At 31.6% G+C, this 26,306-nt stretch carries 29 protein-coding genes and 1 pseudogene; 6 read left to right on the top strand and 24 right to left on the bottom strand.

Features of this window, described 5'->3' with window-relative positions; genetic code table 11:
- Positions 1–55 precede the first annotated feature (55 nt).
- The 5 genes from H6553_12275 to H6553_12255 all read left to right on the top strand — a co-directional run bounded on the left by H6553_12275 (position 56) and on the right by H6553_12255 (position 4,906).
- Positions 56–2,215: a S9 family peptidase gene (locus H6553_12275; protein ID MCB9034607.1), complete on the top strand. Its 2,160-nt coding sequence runs from the start codon at positions 56–58 to the stop codon at positions 2,213–2,215.
- The gene (locus H6553_12270; GenBank protein ID MCB9034606.1) at positions 2,208–3,083 is read left to right on the top strand and encodes a GNAT family N-acetyltransferase; all 876 of its coding nucleotides are present in this window, start codon (positions 2,208–2,210) and stop codon (positions 3,081–3,083) included. The genes H6553_12275 and H6553_12270 overlap by 8 nt, the downstream gene beginning before the upstream one ends.
- 65 nt (positions 3,084–3,148) lie before the next feature.
- Positions 3,149–3,703 carry a hypothetical protein gene (locus tag H6553_12265; GenBank protein MCB9034605.1) on the top strand — a complete coding sequence of 185 codons (555 nt, stop codon included), beginning with the start codon at positions 3,149–3,151 and terminating at the stop codon, positions 3,701–3,703.
- Positions 3,704–3,932: 229 nt separating this feature from the next.
- The gene (locus H6553_12260; GenBank protein ID MCB9034604.1) at positions 3,933–4,445 is read left to right on the top strand and encodes a DUF2384 domain-containing protein; all 513 of its coding nucleotides are present in this window, start codon (positions 3,933–3,935) and stop codon (positions 4,443–4,445) included.
- Positions 4,445–4,906, top strand: a complete 462-nt coding sequence (locus tag H6553_12255; GenBank protein ID MCB9034603.1) for an RES family NAD+ phosphorylase — start codon at positions 4,445–4,447, stop codon at positions 4,904–4,906. Before H6553_12260 ends, H6553_12255 begins: the two co-directional genes overlap by 1 nt.
- 692 nt (positions 4,907–5,598) lie before the next feature.
- On the opposite strand, the gene H6553_12250 is transcribed toward H6553_12255, so the two are convergent.
- The 4 genes from H6553_12250 to H6553_12235 form a co-directional block, all read right to left on the bottom strand.
- Complete coding sequence (locus H6553_12250; GenBank protein MCB9034602.1) at positions 5,599–5,766, bottom strand: hypothetical protein; 168 nt, start codon at positions 5,764–5,766, stop codon at positions 5,599–5,601.
- Complete coding sequence (locus tag H6553_12245) at positions 5,747–6,211, bottom strand: PIN domain-containing protein (GenBank protein ID MCB9034601.1); 465 nt, start codon at positions 6,209–6,211, stop codon at positions 5,747–5,749. The genes H6553_12250 and H6553_12245 overlap by 20 nt, the downstream gene beginning before the upstream one ends.
- Before the next feature lie 38 nt (positions 6,212–6,249).
- Positions 6,250–6,393, bottom strand: coding sequence for a hypothetical protein (locus H6553_12240; GenBank protein MCB9034600.1), 144 nt, complete (start codon positions 6,391–6,393; stop codon positions 6,250–6,252).
- A 115-nt stretch (positions 6,394–6,508) separates the two neighbouring features.
- The gene (locus tag H6553_12235) at positions 6,509–7,042 is read right to left on the bottom strand and encodes a GNAT family N-acetyltransferase (GenBank protein ID MCB9034599.1); all 534 of its coding nucleotides are present in this window, start codon (positions 7,040–7,042) and stop codon (positions 6,509–6,511) included.
- A gap of 216 nt (positions 7,043–7,258) precedes the next feature.
- On the opposite strand from H6553_12235, the gene H6553_12230 reads away from it, so the two are divergent.
- Positions 7,259–8,800, top strand: a complete 1,542-nt coding sequence (locus H6553_12230) for an IS1182 family transposase (GenBank protein ID MCB9034598.1) — start codon at positions 7,259–7,261, stop codon at positions 8,798–8,800.
- Positions 8,801–8,939: 139 nt separating this feature from the next.
- Here the strand turns inward: H6553_12230 and H6553_12225 are convergent, their stop codons facing one another.
- From H6553_12225 to H6553_12130, 20 genes and pseudogenes are all read right to left on the bottom strand, one after another.
- On the bottom strand, positions 8,940–10,037 hold the full coding sequence (locus H6553_12225) for a YncE family protein (GenBank protein ID MCB9034597.1): 1,098 nt from the start codon (positions 10,035–10,037) through the stop codon (positions 8,940–8,942).
- A gap of 97 nt (positions 10,038–10,134) precedes the next feature.
- Complete coding sequence (locus H6553_12220) at positions 10,135–10,866, bottom strand: ATP-binding cassette domain-containing protein (GenBank protein MCB9034596.1); 732 nt, start codon at positions 10,864–10,866, stop codon at positions 10,135–10,137.
- On the bottom strand, positions 10,863–11,741 hold the full coding sequence (locus H6553_12215; GenBank protein MCB9034595.1) for a hypothetical protein: 879 nt from the start codon (positions 11,739–11,741) through the stop codon (positions 10,863–10,865). Before H6553_12215 ends, H6553_12220 begins: the two co-directional genes overlap by 4 nt.
- Positions 11,741–12,733 carry an ABC transporter substrate-binding protein gene (locus H6553_12210; GenBank protein ID MCB9034594.1) on the bottom strand — a complete coding sequence of 331 codons (993 nt, stop codon included), beginning with the start codon at positions 12,731–12,733 and terminating at the stop codon, positions 11,741–11,743. The genes H6553_12215 and H6553_12210 overlap by 1 nt, the downstream gene beginning before the upstream one ends.
- Entirely contained in the window at positions 12,717–13,757 is a 1,041-nt protein-coding gene (locus tag H6553_12205) for a hypothetical protein (GenBank protein MCB9034593.1), read from the bottom strand. Before H6553_12205 ends, H6553_12210 begins: the two co-directional genes overlap by 17 nt.
- Positions 13,754–13,942 (bottom strand): hypothetical protein, encoded by a 189-nt coding sequence (locus H6553_12200; protein ID MCB9034592.1) that lies wholly within the window; start codon positions 13,940–13,942, stop codon positions 13,754–13,756. Before H6553_12200 ends, H6553_12205 begins: the two co-directional genes overlap by 4 nt.
- Positions 13,943–14,011: 69 nt before the next feature.
- The gene (locus tag H6553_12195; protein ID MCB9034591.1) at positions 14,012–14,977 is read right to left on the bottom strand and encodes an IS3 family transposase; all 966 of its coding nucleotides are present in this window, start codon (positions 14,975–14,977) and stop codon (positions 14,012–14,014) included.
- Positions 14,974–15,372, bottom strand: a complete 399-nt coding sequence (locus H6553_12190) for a transposase (GenBank protein MCB9034590.1) — start codon at positions 15,370–15,372, stop codon at positions 14,974–14,976. The genes H6553_12195 and H6553_12190 overlap by 4 nt, the downstream gene beginning before the upstream one ends.
- 28 nt (positions 15,373–15,400) lie before the next feature.
- The gene (locus H6553_12185) at positions 15,401–15,895 is read right to left on the bottom strand and encodes a class I SAM-dependent methyltransferase (GenBank protein ID MCB9034589.1); all 495 of its coding nucleotides are present in this window, start codon (positions 15,893–15,895) and stop codon (positions 15,401–15,403) included.
- A gap of 181 nt (positions 15,896–16,076) precedes the next feature.
- Complete coding sequence (locus tag H6553_12180) at positions 16,077–16,607, bottom strand: hypothetical protein (protein ID MCB9034588.1); 531 nt, start codon at positions 16,605–16,607, stop codon at positions 16,077–16,079.
- A gap of 60 nt (positions 16,608–16,667) precedes the next feature.
- Positions 16,668–17,027 (bottom strand): annotated as a pseudogene (locus H6553_12175) (VOC family protein).
- Positions 17,028–17,198: 171 nt separating this feature from the next.
- The gene (locus tag H6553_12170; protein ID MCB9034587.1) at positions 17,199–17,387 is read right to left on the bottom strand and encodes an HNH endonuclease; all 189 of its coding nucleotides are present in this window, start codon (positions 17,385–17,387) and stop codon (positions 17,199–17,201) included.
- A gap of 889 nt (positions 17,388–18,276) precedes the next feature.
- Entirely contained in the window at positions 18,277–19,002 is a 726-nt protein-coding gene (locus H6553_12165) for a G-D-S-L family lipolytic protein (GenBank protein MCB9034586.1), read from the bottom strand.
- Between the two features lie 173 nt (positions 19,003–19,175).
- Positions 19,176–20,903, bottom strand: a complete 1,728-nt coding sequence (locus tag H6553_12160) for a hypothetical protein (protein MCB9034585.1) — start codon at positions 20,901–20,903, stop codon at positions 19,176–19,178.
- A 537-nt stretch (positions 20,904–21,440) separates the two neighbouring features.
- Positions 21,441–22,172, bottom strand: a complete 732-nt coding sequence (locus tag H6553_12155; GenBank protein ID MCB9034584.1) for a hypothetical protein — start codon at positions 22,170–22,172, stop codon at positions 21,441–21,443.
- A gap of 48 nt (positions 22,173–22,220) precedes the next feature.
- On the bottom strand, positions 22,221–23,042 hold the full coding sequence (locus H6553_12150) for a hypothetical protein (GenBank protein ID MCB9034583.1): 822 nt from the start codon (positions 23,040–23,042) through the stop codon (positions 22,221–22,223).
- 68 nt (positions 23,043–23,110) lie between these two features.
- Positions 23,111–23,404: a type II toxin-antitoxin system RelE/ParE family toxin gene (locus tag H6553_12145; GenBank protein ID MCB9034582.1), complete on the bottom strand. Its 294-nt coding sequence runs from the start codon at positions 23,402–23,404 to the stop codon at positions 23,111–23,113.
- On the bottom strand, positions 23,404–23,646 hold the full coding sequence (locus H6553_12140; GenBank protein ID MCB9034581.1) for a hypothetical protein: 243 nt from the start codon (positions 23,644–23,646) through the stop codon (positions 23,404–23,406). Before H6553_12140 ends, H6553_12145 begins: the two co-directional genes overlap by 1 nt.
- An 86-nt stretch (positions 23,647–23,732) precedes the next feature.
- Positions 23,733–25,751 (bottom strand): PKD domain-containing protein, encoded by a 2,019-nt coding sequence (locus H6553_12135; protein ID MCB9034580.1) that lies wholly within the window; start codon positions 25,749–25,751, stop codon positions 23,733–23,735.
- 412 nt (positions 25,752–26,163) lie between these two features.
- The coding region (locus H6553_12130) for a T9SS type A sorting domain-containing protein (GenBank protein ID MCB9034579.1) at positions 26,164–26,306 on the bottom strand (143 nt) is incomplete at its 5' end.

Here is a 26,306-nt window from a genome sequence, read left to right as displayed (position 1 = left end):
GTAATTTCGAAGGACGAGAAACTTATGGAATCTATAATTAAAATATATAACTAAAATGAATAAATATGTATTATTATCATTTTTAATAATTGCAATGAATTTATTTGCTAAGAAAAAATCAGTATTTGTACCAATACAATATCCAAATACAGAAAAAATTCCACACGAAGATGTTTATTTCGGTACTACAATAATCGACAATTACCAATGGTTAGAAGACGACAATGCTCCAGCAACAAAAGCATGGGTAGAAGCAGAAAATAAAGTCACTACACAATATTTAGAAAGCATTCCTTATCGTAATCAACTCAAAGAAAGGTATAAAGAAATGTACAACTATACCAAGTTGTCATCACCACAAAAAGTGGGCAATTATTTTTTCTTTTCTAAGCAAGAAGGGCTTAAAAATCAAGCTACAATTTATATACAAAACGGACTTAATGCTACGCCAGAAGTGTTCATCGATCCAGAAAAAGAAGATCCAAACGGACTAACCACTTTTGAGTTGTCTGGTGCTTCATCAAATAATCAGTACATTGCTATCGTAGTGCATAAAGCTGGTAGCGATTGGTCTAACATCATTGTTTATGATATTGCTACTAAAAAACCATTAAACGATAAATTAGAATGGGTGAAATTTTCAGATGCAGCGTGGTACAAAAACGGTTTCTTTTATTCTCGTTATCCAAAACCAGAAGCAGGAAAAGAGTTGTCTGCTGCCAACGAAAATCATAGCGTGTACTATCATCAGCTAGGCGATTCGCAAGACAATGATGTATTGGTACATAAAGATGATAATCCATTGTTGTTTCATTCATTAGAAGTAACCGAAGATGAGCAGTATTTAATATTGTATAAATCTTCTGGAACAAATGGATTTGAAACTTATTATAAAAAAACAACTGAAGAAGGTTGGAACTTTAAACCATTATTTACAGGTTTTGATAATAAGAGTAGAGTTATTGATGTACAAAATGGCAAATTTATTGTTTTTACTGATATTGATGCACCTAAATACAGACTGATAAGCGTTGATCCAAACAACAATAATCCTAAAAGTTGGAAAGATATTATTGCCGAAAGTAAAACAGGACTGCTAGAAAAAGTAGTTATTGCCAACGGAAAATATTATGCACAATACTTAGAAAATGCTAGCAATCAGTTGTATAGTTTCGATTTAGATGGAAAGAACAAACAAGCCATTGCATTACCAACTATTGGCACTACAGAGTTATTTGCAAGTAAAAAAACAGATAAAACAATTTTCTATAGCTTTACTTCATTTATATATCCAAAATCTATATTTACTATTAATACATCAACTGGTTATTCTGATTTGTTCTTTAAACCAGAATTGACTTTTAATCCAAACGATTATGAAGTAAAACAAGAATGGTATAAATCGCACGACGGAACCAAAGTGTCTATGTTTATTGTACACAAAAAAGGATTAGCACTCAATAAGAAAAATCCAACTTATTTATATGCTTATGGTGGATTTAATATTAGTATGACACCAGGTTTTAGTTCATCAAGATTTTTATTGCTAGAAAATGGTGGCGTATTTGCAATGCCAAATTTAAGAGGAGGAGGCGAGTATGGCGAAGAATGGCATCAAGCAGGTATGTTGATGAAAAAGCAAACTGTATTCGATGATTTTATTGCAGCAGCAGAATATTTAATTAAAAACAGATATACTAGTTCGCAATATTTAGGAATTGCTGGTGGCTCTAATGGCGGATTACTAGTTGGTGCTTGTATGACACAAAGACCAGAGCTATTCAAAGTAGCATTTCCAGCAGTTGGCGTAATGGATATGCTAAAATATCATCAATTTACAATAGGTTGGGGTTGGGTACCAGAGTACGGAAGTTCAGAACAATCTAAAGAAATGTTTGAATATTTAAAAGGATATTCGCCATATCATAACTTAAAACCAAATACAAAATATCCAGCAACTTTGGTTACCACTGCCGATCATGACGATAGAGTAGTACCAGCACACAGCTTTAAATTTGCAGCACAGTTACAAGCTTGTAATGATAATGTTGCTACGAAAAAATATACACCAAATCCAGTATTAATAAGAATTGGTGTAAATGCTGGACATGGTGCAGGTAAACCAACTTCAAAAATTATAGAAGAACAAGTAGATATTTGGAGTTTCTTTTTTTGGAATGTAGGTATAAAATCTCTAAAACCAATTATTGACTAATAAAGAAAAATATATTGAGTACTTAAATAATAGTAGTATTTATAATAATACACCTATTTTTTTATTGCCAGATTTTTTAAACATCGTAGCAGAAGATTGGGAAGTTGTATTAGTAGAAGAAAACAGTCAATTAAAAGCAGTCTTACCTTATGCTATTAAAGGAAACCTATTAACCAAAAGAATATATTTGCCATTACTCAGTTTCTATCAATCATTTTTATTGTACGATGTTAATGAAGAAACAGCAATCATCAATCAGTTATTTGCACAATTGCCTAAAACAGTAAAAAGCTATTTTAAACTATTACCACAATATCATTTAGTCGACTTAAATGCACTAGCGTATAAACAAGAAAATTATTGTACTTATATTATTAATAAAAATATTGAATTATATAGTATAAGAAAAAACCATCAACGAAATATAAAAAAAGCAATTAATAATAACTTAGTAATAGAAGCAGCACAAAATGTCAATACTGCTTTCGATGTAATCAAGCAAACTTTTAGCAGACAGAACACTACATTAGATGTTGATGCAGAACAATTTAATCAACTAGTTAGTTGGACAAGAACAACACAACGAGGAGAAATTTGGAACTGTAAAGATCAAAATCATCAAATACATGCTTCCGTTTTATTGTTAAAAGATGCTACTACAACTTATTACATATTAGGTGGTTATAACGATGAATTTAAAAACAGTGGTGCTAAAACTTTTTTATTGTGGACACTCATACAACAAAGCATAGTAAAAGGAAAAATATTTAATTTTTGTGGAAGCACTAAAAAAAGCATCGCCAATTATTTCGAAGGATTTAATGCTACACCAACACCAATCTCCATTTGGAAAAAACAATTGTTATAGAAAACAATGTGTACATTTGTAATGTAATTTTATTGTTTCCTCATATAATTTATGAATACTAATAAATGAAGATTAAAATACAGTTGATACTGCCAATATTTACTACTTTCTACTTATTAGTAGTATTGTTTACAGATATATCATTAGTTGGTTATTGGACTGATGTAATCTTTTCTATTATTCTAGTATCTATAAGTTTAGTAATCATATTTAAATTTAAGATAAAAGAAATGTGGTTATCTTTTGTGCTTCGTACTTTAGCAATATTAAACTCAGTAGTAGTATATGGATTACTTATATTGAATATAATAAATCCTTTTGCTTGGGATATTTTAGAACTGAAAACTTTTTATTATGAAATTGTTGATGAAAGACTTTATAATGCATATTTTAAACCAGTAGGATCTTATTCTGGTGGACAAGGTAATTTTTGGATTACAGAGATTCCAAAAGTTTTTCCAATTATTGAAATTGACAAATACTATAACAGAACAGTAGATTGGAATTTTAAAGTAGATGAATTTGATGGTGAAATAGTTGATCAGAATGAAGTAGTTAAAAGTTATATCAAATCCGAAGTGATTGAAAAAGAAAATAATAATGATTATTTTGAAGATTAGTTGTTTGTATTACAGAACTTATGCCATGGTTCGTGTCTCACGAACAATTTTTTCTCAATAAGCTCACTCAAATTTAGCGTAGTGTAACGTGAGTGTATAAATAAAGCAAGTTTATAACTTGCTAACTTTACATTGCCAAGCATTTCCTTGCTATACTTTCACAAAATAATACAAGTAAATTTTGAATTTACAGACAAATGTCTTATATTTACAGACAAATGTCTTGGATATGATTGCAGAACGAGAAAAAATCAATAAAAATTTAACAGCTATAAATAAATCAATAGGTGTATATATTCAAAAAATTAATAAGTCTGATGAGCTTGTAAACAAAATAAAAGATATTACATATTCAGAATTTTTAGATAACAAAATGCTTATCATCAAAGCAATAAGAAATGGTCTGCCTTATAAATTATTTAGTCAAATAATGGAAATTACGCCTTTTTCTGAAGATGATTGGGCAACATATCTAAACATATCCAAAAAAACATTACAAAGACACAAAAACGAAACTAATTTCTTATTTAAACCAATACATACAGAAAAAATAATAGAATTAGCAGAAGTTACCAATTTTGGCAAAACTGTATTTGATTCAATAGAGCAGTTTTATTTGTGGTTAAATACACCATCTTTCGCTTTAGGAAATTTAAAACCTGCTGAATTATTAAAAGATTCTTATGGAAAAGAGTTAGTAATGGCAGAATTAAATAGAATTGAATACGGAATCTTTGCCTAATGAAAGTATTTAGATTATCAAAGAAAAAATACGCAAATGAGTTAAACGGAAAAGGTGCTGCTAAATTTGGTAACAGATGGAACTCAAAAGGAATCGAAATTATTTACACTTCAGAGAGTAGAGCATTGGCAATGGCAGAAGTTGCTGTACATTTAACACTTGCAACACTACCAAAAGATTTCGTTATGATTGAAATTGAAATTCCAAATGATATATTGATAAAAACATTACCAATAAAAAAGATGCCTACAGATTGGAACAATCATCCACCAAATATTAGTACTCAAAAAATAGGTGATAAATTTATAGATGATTTAGCATTTTGTATTTTGAAAGTACCTTCAGCAGTTGTACAAGGAGATTACAATTATCTAATCAATCCACATCATAAGCAATTTAAGAAAATAAAGCTTACTAAAGTTATTCCTTTTTCATTTGATACAAGAATGTTTAATGGATAAGTTCATGCTTCTTTACTTGTACTCGAGAGTTTCCGCTCAACATAAATAAAAGATTCTGAAATAAACCTGCCTACTGCAAGCAGGTTCAGAATGGAGTATGATGTACTAAAATTATTGTGTTGTCGAGAGTTTCCGCTCGCACTATATAAAAATTTTTTTTAAATTTATTTGCAGAACAACAGAGCTGTTATGAATATTTTTCTCATTTATGCCATGGTTCGTGTCTCACGAATCATTCCTTTTTTTGGAGTTTTAAATGGTGAAAAAAATATTCCTTCTCCTTTTGATAAGGAAGGAATGCTTGAGTATAAATATGTTCTTTTATATTAATCTTTTGATGAAAGAATAGGGTATTTATTAATATGGTGTAATAAAACATTTAAAGGAGTCCAAGTATCAAGAGTAGGAGTTCCTATAGATGTTGATTACATATCTTCAAATAATATTGAAGAACTTTCAAAATTACCTGATATTGATCTTCAAGATATGGATAAACTTATTGGTGCATAGTCAACAACCTCTAAAAATAATTATTGCAAAAATAAGAGGGCATATATTTAAATTTATAAAATAGACTATTGATAAGGGCTTTAATAAACGCAGGTAGCGATTTACTTGCCTTGTACTTGCAAGATACTGCAAATTATATTAAAACACAAAGCGAGCAAGCTGGCACTTGCCCGTTATTGCGTTTATTTTTTGTTATGGACTTTTATTCGTTTCTTTTTCAACTCTTCAATCTGTTTTTTGATATATGCTCTTTGTTCTTCTAAAGACATATCCAAAATATCCAGACTAAATTGGTCACGAATATCTCTCATCATTTTAACTAAATTTGGTTTAACTATTATCGTTTCCATAATCAAATATTTCTTTTGGTGTTCTGATTTCTAAAGTGTTGTACCCTTCTCTTAAGTTTATAGAGTTATATCCTCTAATTCTTTGAAGATTCACAATGTGTTTAAAGTTCCAACTTGCTAATACATCAACATTGTAAATAGTAGCTATTGCAATATGTTGACAGTCTGCTAAACTCGTTTTACCGACAACTTTCTCCTCAATATATTTCAATGCTAAATTTTCTGCTTCTGTAGACAATTCAACTTTAATAATATTTTTTAATGACTCATAAAAATCTACAATAAAACTAGGTGCACGGTATATTTCAAGTTCAAGAGGTTCAGAAACAATAATTTCAGTATTAAGTTTCTTTATTTCATTAAAGAAAGGTATTGTGTCTTCCGAAAACTCTTTATCAAAGTAACCTCCAAAAACAGAAGTGTCAATGAAAACTTTTTTTAACATTTATTTTTTGTCATTTGCTGTTAGGGATAAAGTTACTATTATTTTCTGTATTTCCACATATAAAACAATGTAATTCCTCCAACTATAACACCAATTCCTTGTGCAAAAACAATTGTGTAATCCTCTTTTAAGAGTCCGTAGATAACCCACAGAACAAATGAAATAAAAGATAACCCTATCAAAATTGGTGATAAGGAACTGCTGTTTTAGTGGTGATAATTTTCCTGATTTGATGTGGGAATCCAATTACTTTTATACTCCAACTCATTATCACAGTGATGATGCTTATAATTTTAATCATTTTATAGTTTTAGGAACTTTATAAACAAGTAATTTTTTTTCTGTTTCCCCATTACCTTTATTTGAACTCGGGATATCACCTATGACATTCCAGTTTAATTTAGTGGCAAGGTGTATTAATTTTTGAGCGTCATTATTTATCCAGCCATATATGTATTTTATATCAGAATCTCTGGCGTGTTCCATTGCATATTTGACTAAGTCTTGTCCAGCAGAACTGTTCATAAATGAGGATTTAACATAAGTGGAACTTTCAGCGTAATAGCTTTTGAAAAAATTCTTCTCTCGGAATGAAGTTAAAGATTGAAATCCGATATATTCTGTATTGTTAATTGCTACAAAATATTTAAAATTATCATCTTGATTGATAAATGCCTTATAGAAAAAATCTTTGCTTTTTGGGATTAGTTTATGGTCAAATATTTGATGTTTAATCCAAATCTCAAAAATTTGCTCAAAATCTTCAGGTCTTGATTCTCTAATGATATACTTAAACTTACCGTTATCTATTTCCTTGCGTAAATTGCCCATAACGGGAAAGTATAAATGCAGTAGCGGAAATCGAATCCTAAATGTTCAATTTGGAACTAAGTTTCAATAAATGGATTAACGCTGAATTTAGTACTTAACCCGCTATTGCGTTTATACATTGTGTTTGTTGCATAACTAAGGTATAATTAGTTTTTGATATAAACAAATGTTTATAGTAAAAATATTTTATATTGTATATTATTTGTATTCTTGTACATGCAAGGTCGTAAACAATTTCAAGCTAAACTATTTGTAAGTGCATCACTTCAAAGCTTAGTGCCAGAAAACAACTACTATCGCCAGCTCAATAGTGCATTAGATTTACATTGGCTCTACCAAGCAACGGCACCATACTATGGCACAGAAGGTAATCCAAGTATAGATCCAGTAGTATTTTTTAAAATCATGATAGTAGGTTATCTCAATAATATTAACTCCGATAGACAGTTACTAAGTTTTTGTGCTGACAGTTTAGCTATCCGTTTGTTTATAGGTTACGATTTAGATGAACAATTGCCATGTCATTCAACACTATCAAGAACTAGAGCATTGTATGGTAGCGAGATATTTATAAGTATGTTTCAACAAATATTACAGTTGTGTATCTCAAAACAAATGGTAGCAGGTAAACGCCAATGTATAGATAGTGCTTTTGTAAAAGCCAATGCAAGTATGGATAGCTTGGTAGAAAAAGAAGTGTTAGAAGATGTATCAAACTATGCTAACGCGTTTAATGAAAACAGCGAGTTTAAGGTAAGTCAAAGCGTAAAACAACAAGTAGAGCAACATCACAGATGGAAAACAGAAGCGTATAAAAAGATGCCAGGGCATGTGGTTAATCCAAAAAGATTAGATGAACAAGGCAAACCCATACGCCCAAAATTTGTGAGCAATCATACACATTATAGTACTACCGATAACCAAGCAAGAATATCAACCAAACCCGGCAAACCACGACAATTAAACTACTTAGCACAAGTAAGTGTAGACGACAAAAACCATGTAATAATAGGAGCATTAGCAGATTATGCCAACAAAAAAGATAGTGATTGCTTAGAGCAAATAGTTAATCAAACACAAACAAATTTACATCAAAACCATATTACGATAGCAGAAGTAATAGCCGATGCTGGATATAGCAGTGGTAAAGCATTGAAGTATTTAGAACAACAAAACATAACAGCATATATTCCCAACTTTGGACAATACAAATCAGAAAGAGCTGGCTTTAAATATAATGAAAAAGATAACCAGTATGAATGTACACAAGGTAACCAAGCGATATTAAGATACAAAGGCATTAAGACAGACAGCAAAGGATATGAAAAAAAACAATATAGAAGTAGCGAGAGCGATTGTAAAGATTGTCCATTAAGAGCAAACTGTTGTGGCAAAGTAACCAAGTTTAAAAAGATAGAAGACAGCATAGACAAACCTTACTACGACAGAATGCACGAACGACTTACCAAAAATGCAAGCTATGCCAAACGCATGGTAAGCAAGCGAAGCAGCACAGTAGAACCAGTATTAGGTACGCTGATAAACTTTAGAAACATGAAGCGAGTCAATACACGAGGCATAGCATTAGCCAACAAACATGTACTACTAGCCGCCATGACTTACAACTTACAGAAGTACTTAAAGTTTATTACCCAAACCAGAAAAACAGCCATAAAAGCAATGGAAATAAGTCAAAAAACACTAAAAAACACCATAAAAAGCTTAATCTTTAACATTTGTGTAGCAGTAAGCTACTAAAATTACCACATAAAAATATCAAAGCCAAAATATAATTTACATAAATAAGTATATGTAATACTGTATACTTATAGTTTTTAGCATTTTTTACCCAGTTGTGCAACGGTCACCATTGTTGCCTGTAGTGTTTTTTTATTTATCATTTTACTGTTACTGACAAAACTCCGTCAGGTCTTCCTATTTCAATTTGCTTCATTTCCTTTCTTGTATTCAAATCAATTACCGAAATGTAGTTGTCAGGAGTACACGAAATGAACATTCGATTACTTTCTTTATCCATGAAAATTCCTGCTCCTCGTCCTATTTTCACTTTCTTTTCTAATTTTTGTGTTTCTATATCATAATACAATAAATCGCCCGTTTTTACACTTACAATGCACACAGTTTTTCCATCTGGAGTTATTTTCAGTCGGTGCAAACCTTGAACTTTTGTATTAATTTTTGCTTTTACTTCTTTGTTTTCTAAATCGACCACAACCACATATCCGTCAGGTCTTGCTGTCCATAGTTCATTTTTTTCCGAGGAAATATCAAAACCTTCTGCACCCAAACCAACATCAATTAAAGTTTGTCGCCATTCTGTTCTTGGCTTTGCGTTGGGAGGTAAAACTCCTGTTGGCGGCATATAGGGTGGGATTTCTTTTTCTTCGTAAATGCTTACAGTTCCCGATTCTACATTGGTTGTGTAAAATGTTTTGCCGTTTGCAGAAACATTAATCAGATGTGTGAAATCTTGTCCTGTTCCAAAAACTTGCTCAAAAACATCATTTTCAATGTCATAAAGTCCTACCACTTTTGAGCCTTGAGCTGTAATCCATAGTTTTCCGTTTTGGTAAACTAAACCGTGTGGAATAAAAAAAGGTTTTGTATCTATTGTTTTTTCAGCTTCCAAAGTTTTGAGGTTAACAACTGCAATTTCGTGTCCGTTGTTTTTCATTAAAGGTTTAGATATATAAGCGAAGTTGTCCAAAGAATCAGTTACGATTTCGTGTGGGTCATCGCCAACATAAATATTTGTTATGGAATCGAGTGTTTTATAATCGTAAACTATTAGTTGTTTTTCGGCTTTGGATAATGCTAAAATGTAAGTTTCATTTTGTCCGAATGTCCAATTTGTGATTGCACAGCAAATAATAAGAATTATTAGTTTCAAATTTTTCATATAGTCTTTATGCGTTTTTTTGGCAACATTACAGGCAACGGTAAAGTATAAGCGTAGTGCGGGATTACGAAGCACTTACTTTCAACTTTGCAGATATGTTTGTTAATAGTTCATAAGTTTAAATTTATCACTTTCGCCCGCATTAAGCTTATACAATGTTGTACCCAGTGTTTTATTTTTCCATTTGGTTTATTATGAAATTTTCTGTCCAATTTTCAGAGGTTTTTTCTATCTGTGTTTTTATTTTTCCATTTTCAAATATGTAAATTAAGTCAGCATCTTCCAACGCCACTTTAAAGTCGTGGCTTACTATAATTACAGCAGAGTTATTTTCTTTAGCATATTTTTTTGCTTTTTGTCTAAGTAACATAGAGGTTTCGTAGTCTGTTGAAGATAAAAACTCGTCTAAACATAAAACCAACGATTTATTAATCGTATTTGAGATGAAAGATAATGTTTGTTTTTGTCCACCAGACAGATTTTCGCAAGGTTGTTTCAACTTTTTTAAAATCTCAGAATGTTCATTTAAAATTTCCGTTATTTCTTTTTTGAAATATCTCTTAGGAAATACTTTTTCATTAAACGACTTTGGTTTTAGGCGTAGAATTAGGTTTTCTTCTACCGTTAGCTCATTACAAAGGTTATCTTCAACTTTCTGTCGTACTATGGATATTACATTTTTATTTTTAATGAATTTATTTTCATTATCTAATAATTGTATTTTGCCAATTGTATTTTTTTCCTCGTTATTTAACAACTTTAAAAACAAACTCTTGCCACTTCCCATTTTCCCCAAAATAAAAGTTACTTTACCATAAGGGAATTTTATTTCAGAAATCTCCAAGTTGAAATCTACATCGCCATTTGGGAGTAAAAATTGTTTGTTTGCATTTTTAACTGTCAATTCCATTTGAGCCCTTTTAAATAGTCAATGTTTCTACTTTTCATTATGATAAAAAGCAATATCAAGGCACAAGCTGACGCTAACCTAAACAATTCGGCAGGCAATCCATATTCCAAGATGAAAAATATGATAAACTTATAAATTATTGAACCTAAAGCAATCATTAGTAGAATTAAGAACATTTTCCTGCTTTTCGATACGAGAATTAATCCAGCCAACATTGAAACTAATCCCACAATTGTTTGCCCAATTCCCATATTCACATCTGCCGAATAGCTTCTTTGTAAAAAGAAAGTTCCTGCTAAAGCTACTAATCCATTGGCAATTCCTAATAAAAGGAGATAATATAAGTTCTCTTTTATGTTTAGATTTTTACCAATTTTTGAGTTTTCGCCAATCGCTCTTATTCTAATTCCCCAAATTGAATTGGAAAATATATTTAAAGCAAAAACGATGAAAGTCAAAATAATTAGCACCAAAAGGAAAAGTAGTAAATTGTATTTAGACATTTCAAAATTCCCAATCAAAGATTGACTGTTTTCAAGAAATTGATTAGGCTTACCTAATATTACCCAAGCGATAGAGTAAAGGGCGATACTCATTAATAATCCAGCAATGACAGACGGTATTTTTATATATCTATTTATTGAGCCTGTGAGCAAACCGCAAACAAATCCTGAAAATGTAGCTAATATTAAAGCCAAATAAGGCGAATATCCAATAGCAACAAGTTTGATATAAACACAACTTCCTATTACAAAACTCCCATCAGGCGTTAAGTCTGGAAATTTAAGCCATTGAAAAGACAAATAAACGCCAAATGAAAAAATGGCAAATATTAATCCTTCTGTTATTATGGGAATCAATTGTTCCATTATTTCACTTCAACATTTTTATATTTGGTTATTGTATTTAAATCCAAATTTAGCATTTTTAAAATACTACCATTTATATAAATATTAGGGTTTTCATTTGGTACGATTGGAATTTCTCCCGCCTTTTTCTTTTTCTCTAAAATCAATAATGCAATGTCCGCAGATTGTTGACCTAATTTAAAGAAATCTAATGACAAAGCAACTAAAGCTCCATCTTCAATAGAACTTTCAACTGTTGCAAATACGGGAGTCTTGTTGTTATTCGCTATTTTGCAAACCACTTTTAACCCAGCGTGAACGGTATTATCTGGTGGAATATAAATTGCTTGTACTTTGTTTTTTAATGATTGGGTAATAGTTGCCAACTCCGAGGTGTTTGATATTGGTCTTTCTTCAAGTTTAATATTGAGATTATTTTGGACAATATATTCTCTTATTCGTTTTATAACCGCTACCGAATTAACTTCACCAGTATTATAAATAACCCCTAATGATTGAACATTTGGAATTAAATCTCTAATAAGGTTTATTTGTAAGGCAATAGGAGGTAAATCGGTTGTTGCTGCATAATTTTTTCCGGGATTTTCCCAAGAATTAGCCAAGCCTGCCGCAATTGGGTCGGTTACTGTTCCTTGTACAATAACAAGCGAACTATCTCTTTTTTGTAGTGCTTGTGCCAAAGGTGTACCAAGAACATATACCAAATCAGGTTTTTGGCGGATAATTTTATCAACAATTTGGTTTTGCAAACTTGCATCGCCTTGAGCATTATCGTAAGTAATTTTTATACTGTCTTTTTGTGCAAATTCACTTTCTAAAATTTGTTTTTTAAAACCATCTTCTAATTGAGTTATTGGGTCAATTTTGACGATTGAAACGATTGAAATTGTTTTAGAATGTTCCGTTTTCTTTTTATCTAAAATATATAGAGATAATATTGCAATTCCAATTAAAATTAGTGTTAAAACTAACCATTTATGATTCTTTTTCATTTGTTATAGTTGTTATTTTTTCTATTAGTAAATCTGCAAGAATCTTATCTTCTTGCTTATAAATATATGCTTTGGCAAGTTTTTCCTTTGTGTTTTCACTTGAATTAGGAGAAAAAAAAGTACAATCTGAATAATTATATTCAGGTAAACCAAAAGTATTAATTAAATAGACCGTATTATCAACTATTAAACAATGGCTAGGAAATTGTTGGGGTTGAACTTCAAATGTTTTACAATTTGTGTGTGTAGAACTATTAAAATCATTAAACCTGTTTGTTGCTTCAGTAATACAGTTCTGTATAGCCAAATCATTTGCAACATCAGTTACAAAATTCATTTCTCCATACTTCTCATATAAAGGTTTATAAAGTGAAACTGGATAAGTAATTAAAGTAAAATCAATTTTTGTATTATCTTTTGCAAAATTTAATGCAGTAATAAAGTCAGAATAATGTTGTGCAGGAACTTCATCTATTTGTTCTCTATAATAGCCGATGTTAATTGCTGGATAAACCAATATAACTCTACCGCTTCTACTAAACCTTTTCTCCTTAATGTCTTCCGAAGCAATATTTAAAAATCTTTCAATACTTGAAATAGGTGCTATTTCTTGAAAAATACTCCTAAATAAAATAATTGTAGAGATAATTGATAAAAGAATACCAGATATTCCAAAAATGTTGCTTCGTATGAAACTTTGTCCGTCAATATTTTCAAAAAAGAAAGCTGTGCCAGCAATAAAAATAAGAGCAATTCCTGCTCCCCAGAATAAAGGAATCGAAAAATTTTGCTTTAGATAATTTATCTCTCTTTCAAATTCAACTTTGGTGTCTTCTTTTATAAAAAGGCTATTAAGTAGAAACAACAAAATACCAAAAAAAGCAATAGCGAGTAATAAGGCGAATTTTTGATATGATTTAGTTTGAATAATTGATACTATTAATAATTCTAATAACCATAAAATAAGATAAATACCAATTATTGCAACAATTATAAATATTGCTTTTTTGCCAAATTTCTTCATATTTGCTTTATTGTAGCTGTATAAAATCCACCTTTTAAATTTTCCCAATCTCCCAGTTTGTCCAAATTTAAAACTGAAAGACCTGCATTTTTTACTTCTTGGATGAAGATTTCAGGGCTTTCTTTAAGGTCTCCACCATCATCAGCAGTATTTAGTTTTTCGTGTTCAAAGTATTCGGTTTCCATTTCCATTAGTCCTTGTAATAATCTTCTTTTGGCTTCCTTTATTACATAACCGTACCATATTGTCCATCCCTAAATAGAGTTGACCGTTTTGGTTAAAAAAATATTGTTCATTTTGTTTAAATCCATCGGACAAATAGGAGCTTGCAGGTCTTTGTTGCTAAAAACGAAGTGTGGCTCAAAGCCACCTTCGTTTTTTAAACCTTCGGCATAAATAATCGCTTTTGGTCTTTGTTGCTTTGGTAAAGCTACTACTTCTTTTTCAAAAGCTATGGGTGTTTTTCTGCCTACTGCATTGTGTAGTCTTTTGTTGTTGTAATGTTTTACTGCTCTGTTTGTCATTGTTTTTAATGTTTGATAATTTTTAGGTTGCCAATAAGCTAAATATTCGTTTTTTATGGTTTGATTAATGCGTTCTGCATAGGCATTATCTAATGCTGTTTCTCCCATACTGATTAAAGTATTTTGAGATTTTAGCAGTTTAATATAATCCTTATAAATGTATTGACTACCTTTATCTGAATGATGTACCTGTGGTGCTTGGTTTTGTTTTAATGCCATTTTTAGTGCTTGTACATTAGCTTCGGCTCTTAAACTATCTGATACATGATATCCTACTATTTTCTTGGTATAAACATCTATAATAAATACAGCATAATAAAACTCGTTGTTTACTTTAATATAAGTAATGTCGCTTTGCCATACTTGGCTCGGACTGTGTAACAACATGCCTTGAATTAAGTTAGGATAATACAATTTAGAAGCAGTAGTTGTTCTATGATAGTTTTTCTTTCGTTTGATCCTAAAACCTAAATCCATAAATAAATCTACAAATTTGTCTCTGCCAATAAAATTTGGCTTTAGTGTGTAATACATCTTTTCAACTCCACAACCTGGATGTTCTTGTCGAAGCGTTTCTGCTTCTTTAAGTAATAACATTACTTGTTCATCAAACACGGCTTGCCTTTTAGCATACTGATTTACAGCTTGTTTGCTAATGCCTACCACTTTGTATAACTGATTTAAAGAATAACTCATTTTGTTTTTGTTTGATTTGAAGTGTTGGATTGTGGAGTGGAGTAGTTTTTTTTAATATCAATATCTAGTTCTTCTTTAGCAATGTCTATCATCTTTTCCAAGAAGTCTATCTTAATCTGTTTTTGACCAACTATGGCTTCTAACAATTTAATTTTGTCTTGTAATTCTTTTACTTTTTTTGTGCTGCTTTCTGTGTGTTCCACCATACGATATCCTTTTTCATTGTACTTTGAATACTTATAAATCCAGCTGTAAATTAGAGAATCTGATATGTCATGCAGTCGCTCAAGTTCAACTACACTATACCTACCAGTTTCAAACTCTTTTACTAGACTTAGCTTAAATGAGTCACTAAATTTACGATGTTTTCTAATCTTTTTTAAATTTGCTTTCATCTTGTTTTCCGTTTGTAAAACGGTCAACCTATTTCAGGGACGGACATATTTTGCAATGCTCTAATCTTTCTTCTTCATTTTTATATTCCAATATGCCTTCGTCAGCATTTATTACAACTTTGGCTTGTCGGCACAAATTGGCTAATAATTTACTTCGTTGCGATTTGGGTATGTGGTGGTAAACTCCACGAATAATTATGGCGTCATAATGTTTGTCGAAAGTGTCATTAATTATATCCCAATCATAATATGGAATATTAGCCGTTTCGGGATTGTCTTTAAAAAATTTCTTTGCTTCTGGGTCAATATCGCAAGCATCAATTTCTAAATTTGGAATTCCTTGTAAAAGTCGGCTAACTTGCCCAGAACCCGCTCCTGCATCTAATACTTTTTTTGGTTTATAATCAATTCCAATGTTTTCTAATAGCCTAAAAATAATTGAAGAATTACAAGCATCAATATACGGATGACAAGAAATGCCTTCATCGTATTTAAATAGGTTTACATATTCTGAATAATGCATAATTTTGTATTGGCACAAATTACTAATTTTTTTGATTAAATAGGAAGTGGTTCGGATTTTTCTAACATTGGGTACAACGGTTTTGGCTATATGTAGTGCGGGTTTACAAAGCCAAAACTTCCGACTAATATACAAATTTTCGTAAAACGCACGACCTTTGGTTTTAAGACTTTTGCCCGCATTACATATAGCCTGTGTTGTGTGCAGGTGTTTTTTCTTCGAGTTGTTTTATACATTCTTCCCTTATTAGCCAAATCTCATCAAAACTCAATTTAATATTTTCTTGTTCTATCCATTTTTGTAAGTAATTTTTATGATATTCAACCTTAAAAGTATTCACTTGTTCTGGTTCAATTTCCATTTCATCAATAATATCATTTCTCAAATTTTCGATATCCGAGTTTGAGTTTGTAATGTCAATTCGTTGGTTGTTTAGTTTTAAGTAGCAATGTGCTTCAGGGATATGTTTCAACCCGTTTCTTGAAATTAAATCTCTAATTTTTGGTGTGTTCAAATGGTTCATTTTGTACATTCCTAATATAAGTTTTACATTTTTGAATCCGTTTAAGTCAGCAACTTTTTTTAGAAATGAATGTTTTGAACTGCAAGTTCCTTTATTTTCTTTTAAGACAAGTGAAAAATTCTCTCGATTTGAATTACGTCCATACGGTAAATTTCTTGTAAATTCAATCAATTCACTCCAATTTTTAATTGATTTGGATTGAATCAAGTCGGTTAAATCATCTTTTGAGTTGAATTCTAAATCTTTAATTGAAAATATCACTTTATATTTGTCAGGGTCTGAAATCATTATACCATTTTTCGACCAATATGGATTTTTGGGTTGTTCAAAGTTTAGATCTTTTTGCTTTAGTATTTCTTGTATTTTGTAAAGTTCAATTTTTGAATTCACATAAAAAACGAGAATGTCATCTTCGTCAAATTTGCTTTTTGGCTTTTCGTTTGAAGTTGTAAATTCTAAATGCCAATCAGCGTTTTTGTGACCTAAAAATAGTCCATTATAATTGTCGTGATTTTCGAAACTTCCTAATTTTTCGAGCCCAACAACTTCTGTGTAAAATTTCTCAATTTTATCTAAGTCGTTTGTATGTCTTGCATATCTGAATGTCATTCTTTTACGCTGTCTTTTTTACTTGCACACAACGTCCCGCGGCTTCACGAAGTGGCGAACTTCGTAACCGATTATTTTCCGTTAAAGATAAAATTTCTTGCGGAAAATAAACGTGAATTTACCACAAATTTCGCCATTTTGTGAAACCGCTGTTAGCTGATGGTGTTGTTATTAATCGATATGTTTGTTACTTTTGCTTAAGTTACACTCACTACATAATGTTTGTAAATTATTTAATTCGGTTAAACCTCCAAGTGAAAATGGAATTTTATGGTCAACGTGAAGTTTAGCTCCATCATTTGCGTTTTTTCCACAAGCTACACATTTAAAATTATCTTTTTTGAATACTTTGTATCGCATTCCTAAAGGAATATTTCGTTTAGTTTTGTTTTCAATTACTTTCAGCGGTAAATTTTCTATTTCGTCATCTTTACCTGTAAAAATGTAATCTAATTTATTATAAGTTGGTAATATTTCAAGTTGATAACCTTTATTGCCTTGAAAATGTCCTTTCAAAATTGAAACAACAATAAAATCATTCAAGAATTTTTCTAACGATGTGTTTACAAGTTGCTTTTTGGTTGGGTCAAATATTCCTAAAATAATATCGTTATTGTCAGTTACGTCAAATCCAAGTTTTTTAAGTTGTTCGCAAAATACTATTTGTTTTTGTCTTCTATGAGCTTGAGCTAATTTTTCACTTCCTTTATATTGTTCGGAAAATTTTATTTTTTGAGTTAGATAAATTACGTTATCACTTTCTTTTTCTGTTGTCAAGTTTACAGAGAAAGTCATTCCTTCTTTACCATTAATTTTCGTGTAGCAAAATAAGCGATAAAAATCACTCGTGTTTTCGTAAAGTTGCAATGAAACTTGTAAATCGCCATCTAAAATAGGAAAAGTGTATTCGTGTTCGTTTTGTAAACTTTCAAATCCATCTTGATTATATTGGATTTTATCTTTTACACCTTTTGTTCCTTTTAGAATAAATTTTCCAATAGTAATTTCGTTCGGAAGTTTTGTTTTTCTTAAAATTTCGGCAAATATTTCAGCGTCTTTATGTCTGTCGTTTTTCGTCATTTTTCTTTTTTACGTTCTGTTCAAATACACTATCAGCTAACGGTCGAGGCTATTTGCAGTAAGGGATTGCGGGCTACTATCCTGTCCACCGACACCGAAGTTTGAGCGGGGCAGAATGCTTGAATTACCACTGAAACCCTTATTGCATATAGCCTTTGTTAGCGGTATGTTAATTTTTTACATAGTTTTCAATCACTTTTTTCCATAAAAGGTAACCATTTCCGTTCAAATGGAGTCCGTCATATGAATAAGTTAAGTCTAATTCATTTTTCTCATTTCTAAATGATTCAAAAAGGTTAATAAAAACCGAGTTATACTTTGCTGATAATTTCATTAATCCTTTATTGATTTCCAAGATGTCACCATTTTTCCGAGTTTCTTGATTATGTGTCGGCAAAATGCTCTGAATGTATAACTCGGTCTTAGGTGTTTTGTCTTTTATTAGAATTATTAATCTCTCATAGTCAGATAAAATCTGATTTATTGATTTATTTCTCGCAAGGTCATTTGTACCAATTAATAAAAAGATTTTTTGTGGATGTGATTCAACTACTTCATTTATGCGGTTAATTACACCTTCAATAATGTCACCGCTAATACCACGATTTTTAATTTTAGAATTTCTGAAAAGTTCAACCCAGTCACAACCTTCAGTAATGCTATTCCCTAAAAATATTATTTCGTTCGTGTCATTAGGCATAGATTCAAAGAATTGCTTTTTTGCCTCATAATAAACACCAAAACCTGTCTGGGTTGTCTGGGTTGTCTGAGTTGTCTGGGCTGTTTTAAACTTTCTTTCTAAATAAACAATACCACCTTTTTTGTGAATTACGTATCCACCAAATCCAACAAATAAAATGTTGATAATAATCGAAATTGTAAGTGCTTTTCTCATTGTGTCTTTCTGTTTTTATTAATTACCGCTAACGGTTTCGGGCTTTGCGTTCGGGCGGGTTTCGGAGCACAAAACTGTCAACCAGCACTGAACTTGAATAGAAGCACAAAGCTCCAAGTTTGCACGTCACCCCGCCTGACGCAAAACCCGTGTTACCAGCCGTATTTCTTGTTTCAGTCATAATAAAAGTCTATTACGTCACCTTTTTTTGTTTTCTCTAAAACTTTGTCTATGTCGCCACGAACACCATTTCTGTTGTAATACTTAATCCCACTTGCAAAATGTTTTACATAGGGCAGTTCTTTTTCAACTGTCCGCCAAGCTAAGTTCCAAATATTCGGTGTGTCTGTCGTGTGTGGGTGTTGTAAAATAATTTCAGGTTTGAACTTCTTGCATAGAGCTTTAAACCTGTCAGCCAATTGTTTTTTCCAACCGTCTGGATTTGCAGTTGCTTGTCCACGAGGACTAAATACATTTAGGTCGTGGCAACCGAGAATTACAACCTTTTGGTTATTCAATTCAACGAAATGTGTTTCAAGGTCGTTTATTTTTATCAAGTCCCTTTTTTGTCCTTCGGTAGGATAAAATTTTCCTGTCCAACTAATTACTTTCTCCTTTTGTAAATCGTAAATAGCAACAAGTTCAATAAGTTGATAGTTATTTGGGTTGAAACCGTCAATGCCTATGGTAAAATAGTCAGCAGTTTCTTTAAGTTTTTTTAAAGTTGCAGGGTTTAAACTCTCAAAAAATGAAACAATAACGGTATTTGCTTCTTTTTGTAGTATTGAAACGCTTTGCCTTTCTGCCTTTATAATGTCAAGGTCATATTGAAGACTTTCTGGAAAGTCAAAAGTCAAGAAGCCACCAGGAGTTAAAATAAACTCATAAGTTCTTTTCTGATATTCTGTTGAAAGAAACTTTTCAATCAATTTTTCAAGTTTAGAAAAGTTTGGATTGCCGTATTTGTCATACTGCTTTCCTGTAACTACAAGTCGTGCAATTTTGTGCTTTGTGGGATTTTCATTTTGCTTGTCTGCAATGGAAACAAATTGCTTTAAATATTTTTCTGCTCCGTCTGCTTCCCAATCTATATCACCGTGTTTAATTCTTACAAGTTTATAGCCGTGTCTATGTGCTTCAATATCTCTTACGGTGTCGTAAAAGGCTCTTTTCTCATCTCTGTCTATTGGGCTGTTATCTTTTGCGTTAATTTTTTTGCAAGCATTTATCCACGTTTCTTTTGAAAAATTGAGCTTAATAGTTGAAGGATAGTTTAATAAAGTGATTTCTCTTGCTTTGCTGAAATGTTGATTTTCATCATACTCAATAATCAATTTATGGTCTTCCAAAACAATATCGCAAAGGAGTTGGTAATTGGATTTTTTAAAACCGTTTTGATTTCGGTATTCATATAATGCTTTTACGATTTGAGAGTATTCTTTTGGTAACTTTTCTTGGTTTGGAGTTTTTAACCAGTCAAACTTTTTCTCGGTCTCAATATGTCCGAAGTGCTTTTGTAATAGCCGTTGGATTGCATTTTTTTGGCTAACGACATTTAATTTTTTAGTGATTGACTTTCGTGGTTCGGTTAGTTCAATTTGTTTTGGGGTCGTTTTTCTTTTCTCTGTCGGTGTAATTGTGTCTTTTTTATATTGAACCGTAAATCCTAATTTTTTGAAAAAAGTCGCAGTTTCTTGTCCGCCACTATATTCACTTTTGGAAATTTCTTTTTTGTTGGCAATAAAGTAAGCAAGGCCCCGAATGTGCTTGGCGGGGTATTTTTTGTCGTTGAAAATTAAAAATGTGTTTCGTGGTTCAGGATAATTTTCATTTGTCCTGTCAAAAAGTTCGATTGCCTTTTTAACGTCACTTGCTGTTATATTGTCCCAAAGTTTATTCATTTTTCTATCGTCTTAATATGGCTGGTAACGGCGAAGCATTGCTGAAGTGCGGCAGTTTACTACTATACTTTTTGCAATGTTTTGCTTGTTAAATATACAAAGAACTTTTAATTGTTTGCACTTTTCGCCGCATTTTAGCAATGCAATGTTGTAGGTAGCCCTTTTTCGAGTAGGTTTGCATTGTCTAATTGTCGAACGAGCGGAACCGAATGGCGTTGGGTTGCATAGGCTTTTGCATTTTAAGCATTGTTTTAGCGTTGGCTAAAATGCAAATGTATATGCAACTGTCTGGCTTTTCGCAGTAAGGAGTATTATTTCCGCAGTTGCTATAATATAAACCGCAGTTACTATAATTGTTAACTCAGTAAGCAGAATATAAACCACAGTAGCAAGGTTTATTAATGCAGTAGCGATTTATATTGTCGCAGTAGAAATTACTCAAACCGCAGTTGCGTTATTTGTTAATGCAGTAACGATAATTGTTGTAGCAGTAGCAATTATTATAAAAGTGGTAACTGTAATGTAAAAAGTGGTCGTTTATTTTTTCACTTTTTTAAATTCGATACTTTTTACTTGTGCATATTCTGCACTTGATGCTCCAAAAACGGATTTGATGTATTGTTTTACTGCTTTTGCGGTGTCAACAAGTCCAGTGAGGTCTTTGTATAATACTTTATCTCTCGTAATGCGTGAGTTACTGATAGCTGTAAATGCTGTTGCTAACGCTGTATTTTTTGCAGTTAAATCTGTTTGTTTTGCTGTGAGTGTTGCAATTTTTAAATCGGTTTCGTTAGGTGCGTAGCTTGGTTCGGATTGCAAAACTGAAATTAAACCTGCAAAGTGCTGTATGAGTTGGTCGTAAGATTGGTGTGATGAACTGATGGTTGCTGGTGCTGGTGTATTAGGGTCAACTGTAGTAGCGGTCTTAGTGGAACGTTGTCCTTGTATTTTGCGATTGAAACCTTTTGCATCTGCTATTTTTTCTGGTGATGCGTCTGTAATTTGTAGCGCATTTATCAAACGAGTGCATAGTGCACGAAGTCCGTCGAAAGATGCAATTCGTCCATTTACAGCGTTGTTGTATGCGGTATTTTTGGTAACTACATCTGCTAAGGCATTTTGCCCTGCTGTAAAAAGTGTATTGAGTTGAGGTAGTTTAAGTGCGTTTTTGGTTGGATTGTAAGTTGCACCATAGCCAGTAACAAAAGCGATAAGGTCTTGGAAGTTGGCTACATTTTTGGCATGTCCGGTTTCATAATAGTTTGGCATAATAATATTTTTGGTTAGTTAACGATTAAAATGAACAAATATTGTACTCTAATATTCTAATTCATAAATATTTTCTTTGCCTGAAATAACTTTTATTTCTTGAGTATCTGTTCTTCTTATAGAACTTTTATAATCAGAATAATAGTACCAACTCATCTCAATTTGATAGATACCGCTGGGAATATTATAAACACATGATGCATTTTGATAGGCAAGAACATCAATTGTTTTAATTTTTTCATTAGAACCAATTTTTTTAATAGATAAAACAGCACTATAATTACTACTTGATATTTTAAAACATACATCGCCAACAGCTGATGTTTCTTTGGGTACATTATAGTCTTTAATTTCTTGTTGTGGTTTGTTTTTTACTGTGGTGGAACTTTCAACAATTTGTTTCTGGAGTTCTTTTAATGATGATTCTTGTATGAAAGATGTTTTATAAGATGCTAATGAATTTCCTGTTTTGGTATCTAATAATTTTATATTTAAACGATAGAGACCATTAAATTCTGTTATAGTTGCACTTATTAATATATCTGCGGCATCAATTTTCCCTAAATCTTTTGCCAATTGCGACCTATCAAATGATTTTAAGATTCTTTTTTCTTCTAAAATTTGATCGAGATTTGCTCTTTCTAACACACTAAATTTTGTTTGATTTGCAGTAAGATTTGATAGTGAAGATGAAATTTCATCTGCTAAAAATATACCAAGTTGTGTTTGGCTATTATCTAAGTTTTCAAACTCTACAATAGCTACTTTCTTTTTGCCTGTATTAATAATTGTTTTTGCTAATTCATCTGCTGTTGTATTTATTTTTGTGTCGAAATCTTGACTGAAAGCATTTATGTTAATTGCTAACATAAAAAATAACAGCAAATTTTTAAAGCTGTTTGATATTGTTTGTATTATTTTATTTTGCATGATATTATTTATTTTTTTACAAATTTATGTTTTGGATTTCTGCTAGTATGAAAGATTCTAAAAATTACTATTTTGTTGTTAATAAGCTCATAAACTATTACATAAGGGAAAATATTTATTTTTGTTTGTCTGTATTCTTTTGCAATCTTTCTAAAATGTTTTGGATTTTCTACAATAAACTGAATAGATTTTCTTACTTCTTGTAATAATTGTACACCTAAGTTTTCTAATTGTTCTTCATACCAAAACATGGCATCTTTTAGGTCTTCTCTTGCCTGTTCTTCTATTTCTAATTTATACATTATTTTTTTATGCTTACCATTAGTTCTGTTTCTACTTCTTCCCAATTATAGGTTTTAGATTTACCAGCTAAATAGTTTTCGCGTTGTATGTCTAATGCTTCTATTTCTTTATCTGATAGTTTTAAATTAGTAGTTTCTATCTCTTCTTCAAACATTACATACATTGCTTGTACCTTTTTTTCATCTACGGTATCAATGAATTGATGCAATTTATCTCTGAGTATTACTGTTGATGTTGCCATTGTCGTTTTGTTTTTATATCAAAGTTAGTATTTTTTATATTATTTCTATTTTTTTGATTTAATAAATAATAAAAGTACAAAATATTTTAATCTTTTATGCAACGCACCGAAAAGCCAAAAAATTTGTAGTCGTGTCCTCTTTTAGAAGTGACAAGAACATTTCTTAAAGCGTGTAAATATGCATAAGGTGGAATAGCATATTCAGTCGAAGACCAAATCCAAGTTTCCTCGCCTATATATATGAATACCGTTCCGTTTCTACCACCTGTTGGAAGCCCTGAAAAACCACTACTATTAGTTGCTCCTGTATTTGGTGAATTCCATAATGAACTTGTTGATTTCATTTTACCACCAGCTATGCTTTCTCCGCCTAAATAGTTTATTAATGTTGTCCATTCTGCATCAGTAGGAACATGCCAACCCGTAGGAGCTAATTTTCCTGTGTTTACCGAATACCAATTATACAATTTACCATAAATAGTATTATTACTCACATCATTGTTGTAATAACACCATCCACCTGTAGTTAAATTATTCCATGCTGTATTATCTGTAATATTTGGTATAATTGTACCATCATTATAATGTGTAGTTTTTAAGTTTTCTGCCATCCAAGTTTGTGTACCTATTTGTATAGTCTTATATATATTGCCATCTATATCTGTCATTGTGCCGTATGTTAGATTTGGATTAAATATACTATTACTGTTATTTACAACAATATAAGCTGTTTTTGTTTTAGTATTACTGCCATTGGCATTGGTAGCTGTTAGTGTAACCGTGTATGTACCTGCTGTGTTGTATTGTACAGTTGGGTTTTGTGCTGTTGAGGTTGCTGGTGTGCCACCTTGAAAAGTCCATGACCATGATGTAGGCGAACCTGATGATAAATCTGTAAAACCAATACTTGAACCTGTGTTTATATTGGTTTGGCTCGCACTAAAATCTGCAACTGGTGGATTGCTTGCATTGTTGCAAGTGTATAATACTTTTGAGTAATCAAAAATATCCGGATAGGAAGCGGCTACAAAGTTCCAACTGAAAAATTGTAAATTGGCTTCTGCACCGGCACTTAAACCTGCTTTTAACTCACAATCTGGCGTTGGCAATAAAGTACCAGATGCCTTTAAATAACCTTGTGCTAATACGCTGCCTTTTGCCCAATTAGAATTGTATAATTTAAAATCAATAGCTGGTTCTACATATATTTTTGCAGTTGCACTTCCATTAATACTTGGTGTTGTGTGTGTGGTTGATAATGTTTGTGTATAGTTTTTATCCCAATTATTGTTTTTGTATTCAATGTTTGCTTTTACATTGCTTGTTATTGTTTGCGATGCTGTAACAGATACATTTAGGTTGGCATTTGCACCTAAACTAACTCTAAGGTTTGGTACAACGACTAAAAACGGAAGACCAGGCAACGGATATGTAGCTAATGGTTGTTCGTAAATATTTATTTCTTTAGAAACATTGCCAACTGTGCCGCCTGCCACTACTGATTGGTCTAAAACTGTTTGAAAATTTCCTTCTAAAATGGCATATTGTAGTTTAAATCTGCTAATATCTACTGCAAAACGGAAACTTGGAGTAAGTTCGATATTTTCACTTAGTTTTATTTGGTCGGTTGTGGTGCTATTGTTGCCATCTGCATCATATAAAACAATGTTAGGCATATCAACCGTAAAGTTGGTGCTTGTAACTCTGTGTGCTGTATCGGCAGTTGTGAATGATTTTGTATAATCTACATGTAACTCTTCAAATGCTTCTTCTAAAGGTACTTCTACAGTTGTAAATATATAGGTGGTACCTGTTTTTTGTATATTGGTTATTTTTCTTAGAAAACCATAAGGTGCATTGGGTGCAATGCCTGAAATAATAATATTACCAACTGTTAAACTTTGTAGTTGTGTTGTGTTTCCGTTGAATACAACTTTAGTAGAATCTACGGTTTGTATTACTTGCGATGATGGATTATCAATGATAACGGATTTTGGTGCTAAGACGTAAGATGCTGGTTTGTCTGTGTTGTTGGTTTTGTCTTTTTTGCAAGAGAATGCAAAGAAAGTAATTAGTAGAATGGTAATTAGTTTTAGATTTTTCATAGTATGATGTTTTAGTATTTTATAATTTTTGGTTATGCAGAATAAAAATAAAATAAATTATTATGATTTTGTAGTATTCAACAATAATTTTCCCATCCACCACAGGGTGGTGGGTGGGAATAGATAGAAGCGTTGGGCAAAATAAATGTGGCACAAAATTGTTTCGCACGCAGTAGCGTGGCTTTGTGCCTCTTTTATTTTGCTGAAGCGTTGGTAATATTTCTTGTCGCTTTTGCACTTGCCGTTTTTTTTATGTAGTGTCTCTCAAGGGTTACCTACAACGGTGAGTATATGGCAAGTAGGCGATTGCGGACTTCAAACCTATCAAACCGAGATGAAGTTGAAGCGGGCTACAACCGTTGAATTTACTACTATTTCGCCTATTTGCTATATACATTGTTAGCGGCTGCACTTATTTTTCAATTATTATTTTTCGTGTTAAATAACCATACTCTGTTTCAATTTTTATTAAGTACAAACCATTTTGTAAGTCTGGGAGATGTAACTGATTGGAATTACTTTCGCGCAAAATTATTTTGCCAGTCATATCAATTA

This window comes from Chitinophagales bacterium, assembly GCA_020636535.1.
GTDB lineage: Bacteria > Bacteroidota > Bacteroidia > Chitinophagales > JADIYW01 > JADJSS01.
The sequence above is the reverse complement of the archived record's forward strand: the minus strand, read 5'-3'. Positions and strand labels throughout refer to the sequence as shown.

Bases quoted from the DNA above. Each gene is read 5' to 3' on its own strand.
- H6553_12150 (MCB9034583.1), bottom strand. From the start codon at position 23,042: ATGTTAGCAATTAACATAAATGCTTTCAGTCAAGATTTCGACACAAAA.
- H6553_12200 (MCB9034592.1), bottom strand. From the start codon at position 13,942: ATGGAAACCGAATACTTTGAACACGAAAAACTAAATACTGCTGATGAT.
- H6553_12255 (MCB9034603.1), top strand. From the start codon at position 4,445: ATGAAAGTATTTAGATTATCAAAGAAAAAATACGCAAATGAGTTAAAC.
- H6553_12215 (MCB9034595.1), bottom strand. From the start codon at position 11,741: ATGGAACAATTGATTCCCATAATAACAGAAGGATTAATATTTGCCATT.
- H6553_12235 (MCB9034599.1), bottom strand. From the start codon at position 7,042: ATGGGCAATTTACGCAAGGAAATAGATAACGGTAAGTTTAAGTATATC.
- H6553_12275 (MCB9034607.1), top strand. From the start codon at position 56: ATGAATAAATATGTATTATTATCATTTTTAATAATTGCAATGAATTTA.
- H6553_12160 (MCB9034585.1), bottom strand. From the start codon at position 20,903: ATGAATAAACTTTGGGACAATATAACAGCAAGTGACGTTAAAAAGGCA.
- H6553_12165 (MCB9034586.1), bottom strand. From the start codon at position 19,002: ATGAGAAAAGCACTTACAATTTCGATTATTATCAACATTTTATTTGTT.
- H6553_12260 (MCB9034604.1), top strand. From the start codon at position 3,933: ATGATTGCAGAACGAGAAAAAATCAATAAAAATTTAACAGCTATAAAT.
- H6553_12155 (MCB9034584.1), bottom strand. From the start codon at position 22,172: ATGCCAAACTATTATGAAACCGGACATGCCAAAAATGTAGCCAACTTC.
- H6553_12190 (MCB9034590.1), bottom strand. From the start codon at position 15,372: ATGAAAGCAAATTTAAAAAAGATTAGAAAACATCGTAAATTTAGTGAC.
- H6553_12140 (MCB9034581.1), bottom strand. From the start codon at position 23,646: ATGGCAACATCAACAGTAATACTCAGAGATAAATTGCATCAATTCATT.
- H6553_12250 (MCB9034602.1), bottom strand. From the start codon at position 5,766: ATGGAAACGATAATAGTTAAACCAAATTTAGTTAAAATGATGAGAGAT.
- H6553_12185 (MCB9034589.1), bottom strand. From the start codon at position 15,895: ATGCATTATTCAGAATATGTAAACCTATTTAAATACGATGAAGGCATT.
- H6553_12170 (MCB9034587.1), bottom strand. From the start codon at position 17,387: ATGCGATACAAAGTATTCAAAAAAGATAATTTTAAATGTGTAGCTTGT.
- H6553_12135 (MCB9034580.1), bottom strand. From the start codon at position 25,751: ATGAAAAATCTAAAACTAATTACCATTCTACTAATTACTTTCTTTGCA.
- H6553_12265 (MCB9034605.1), top strand. From the start codon at position 3,149: ATGAAGATTAAAATACAGTTGATACTGCCAATATTTACTACTTTCTAC.
- H6553_12205 (MCB9034593.1), bottom strand. From the start codon at position 13,757: ATGAAGAAATTTGGCAAAAAAGCAATATTTATAATTGTTGCAATAATT.
- H6553_12195 (MCB9034591.1), bottom strand. From the start codon at position 14,977: ATGAGTTATTCTTTAAATCAGTTATACAAAGTGGTAGGCATTAGCAAA.
- H6553_12145 (MCB9034582.1), bottom strand. From the start codon at position 23,404: ATGTATAAATTAGAAATAGAAGAACAGGCAAGAGAAGACCTAAAAGAT.
- H6553_12210 (MCB9034594.1), bottom strand. From the start codon at position 12,733: ATGAAAAAGAATCATAAATGGTTAGTTTTAACACTAATTTTAATTGGA.
- H6553_12245 (MCB9034601.1), bottom strand. From the start codon at position 6,211: ATGTTAAAAAAAGTTTTCATTGACACTTCTGTTTTTGGAGGTTACTTT.
- H6553_12230 (MCB9034598.1), top strand. From the start codon at position 7,259: ATGCAAGGTCGTAAACAATTTCAAGCTAAACTATTTGTAAGTGCATCA.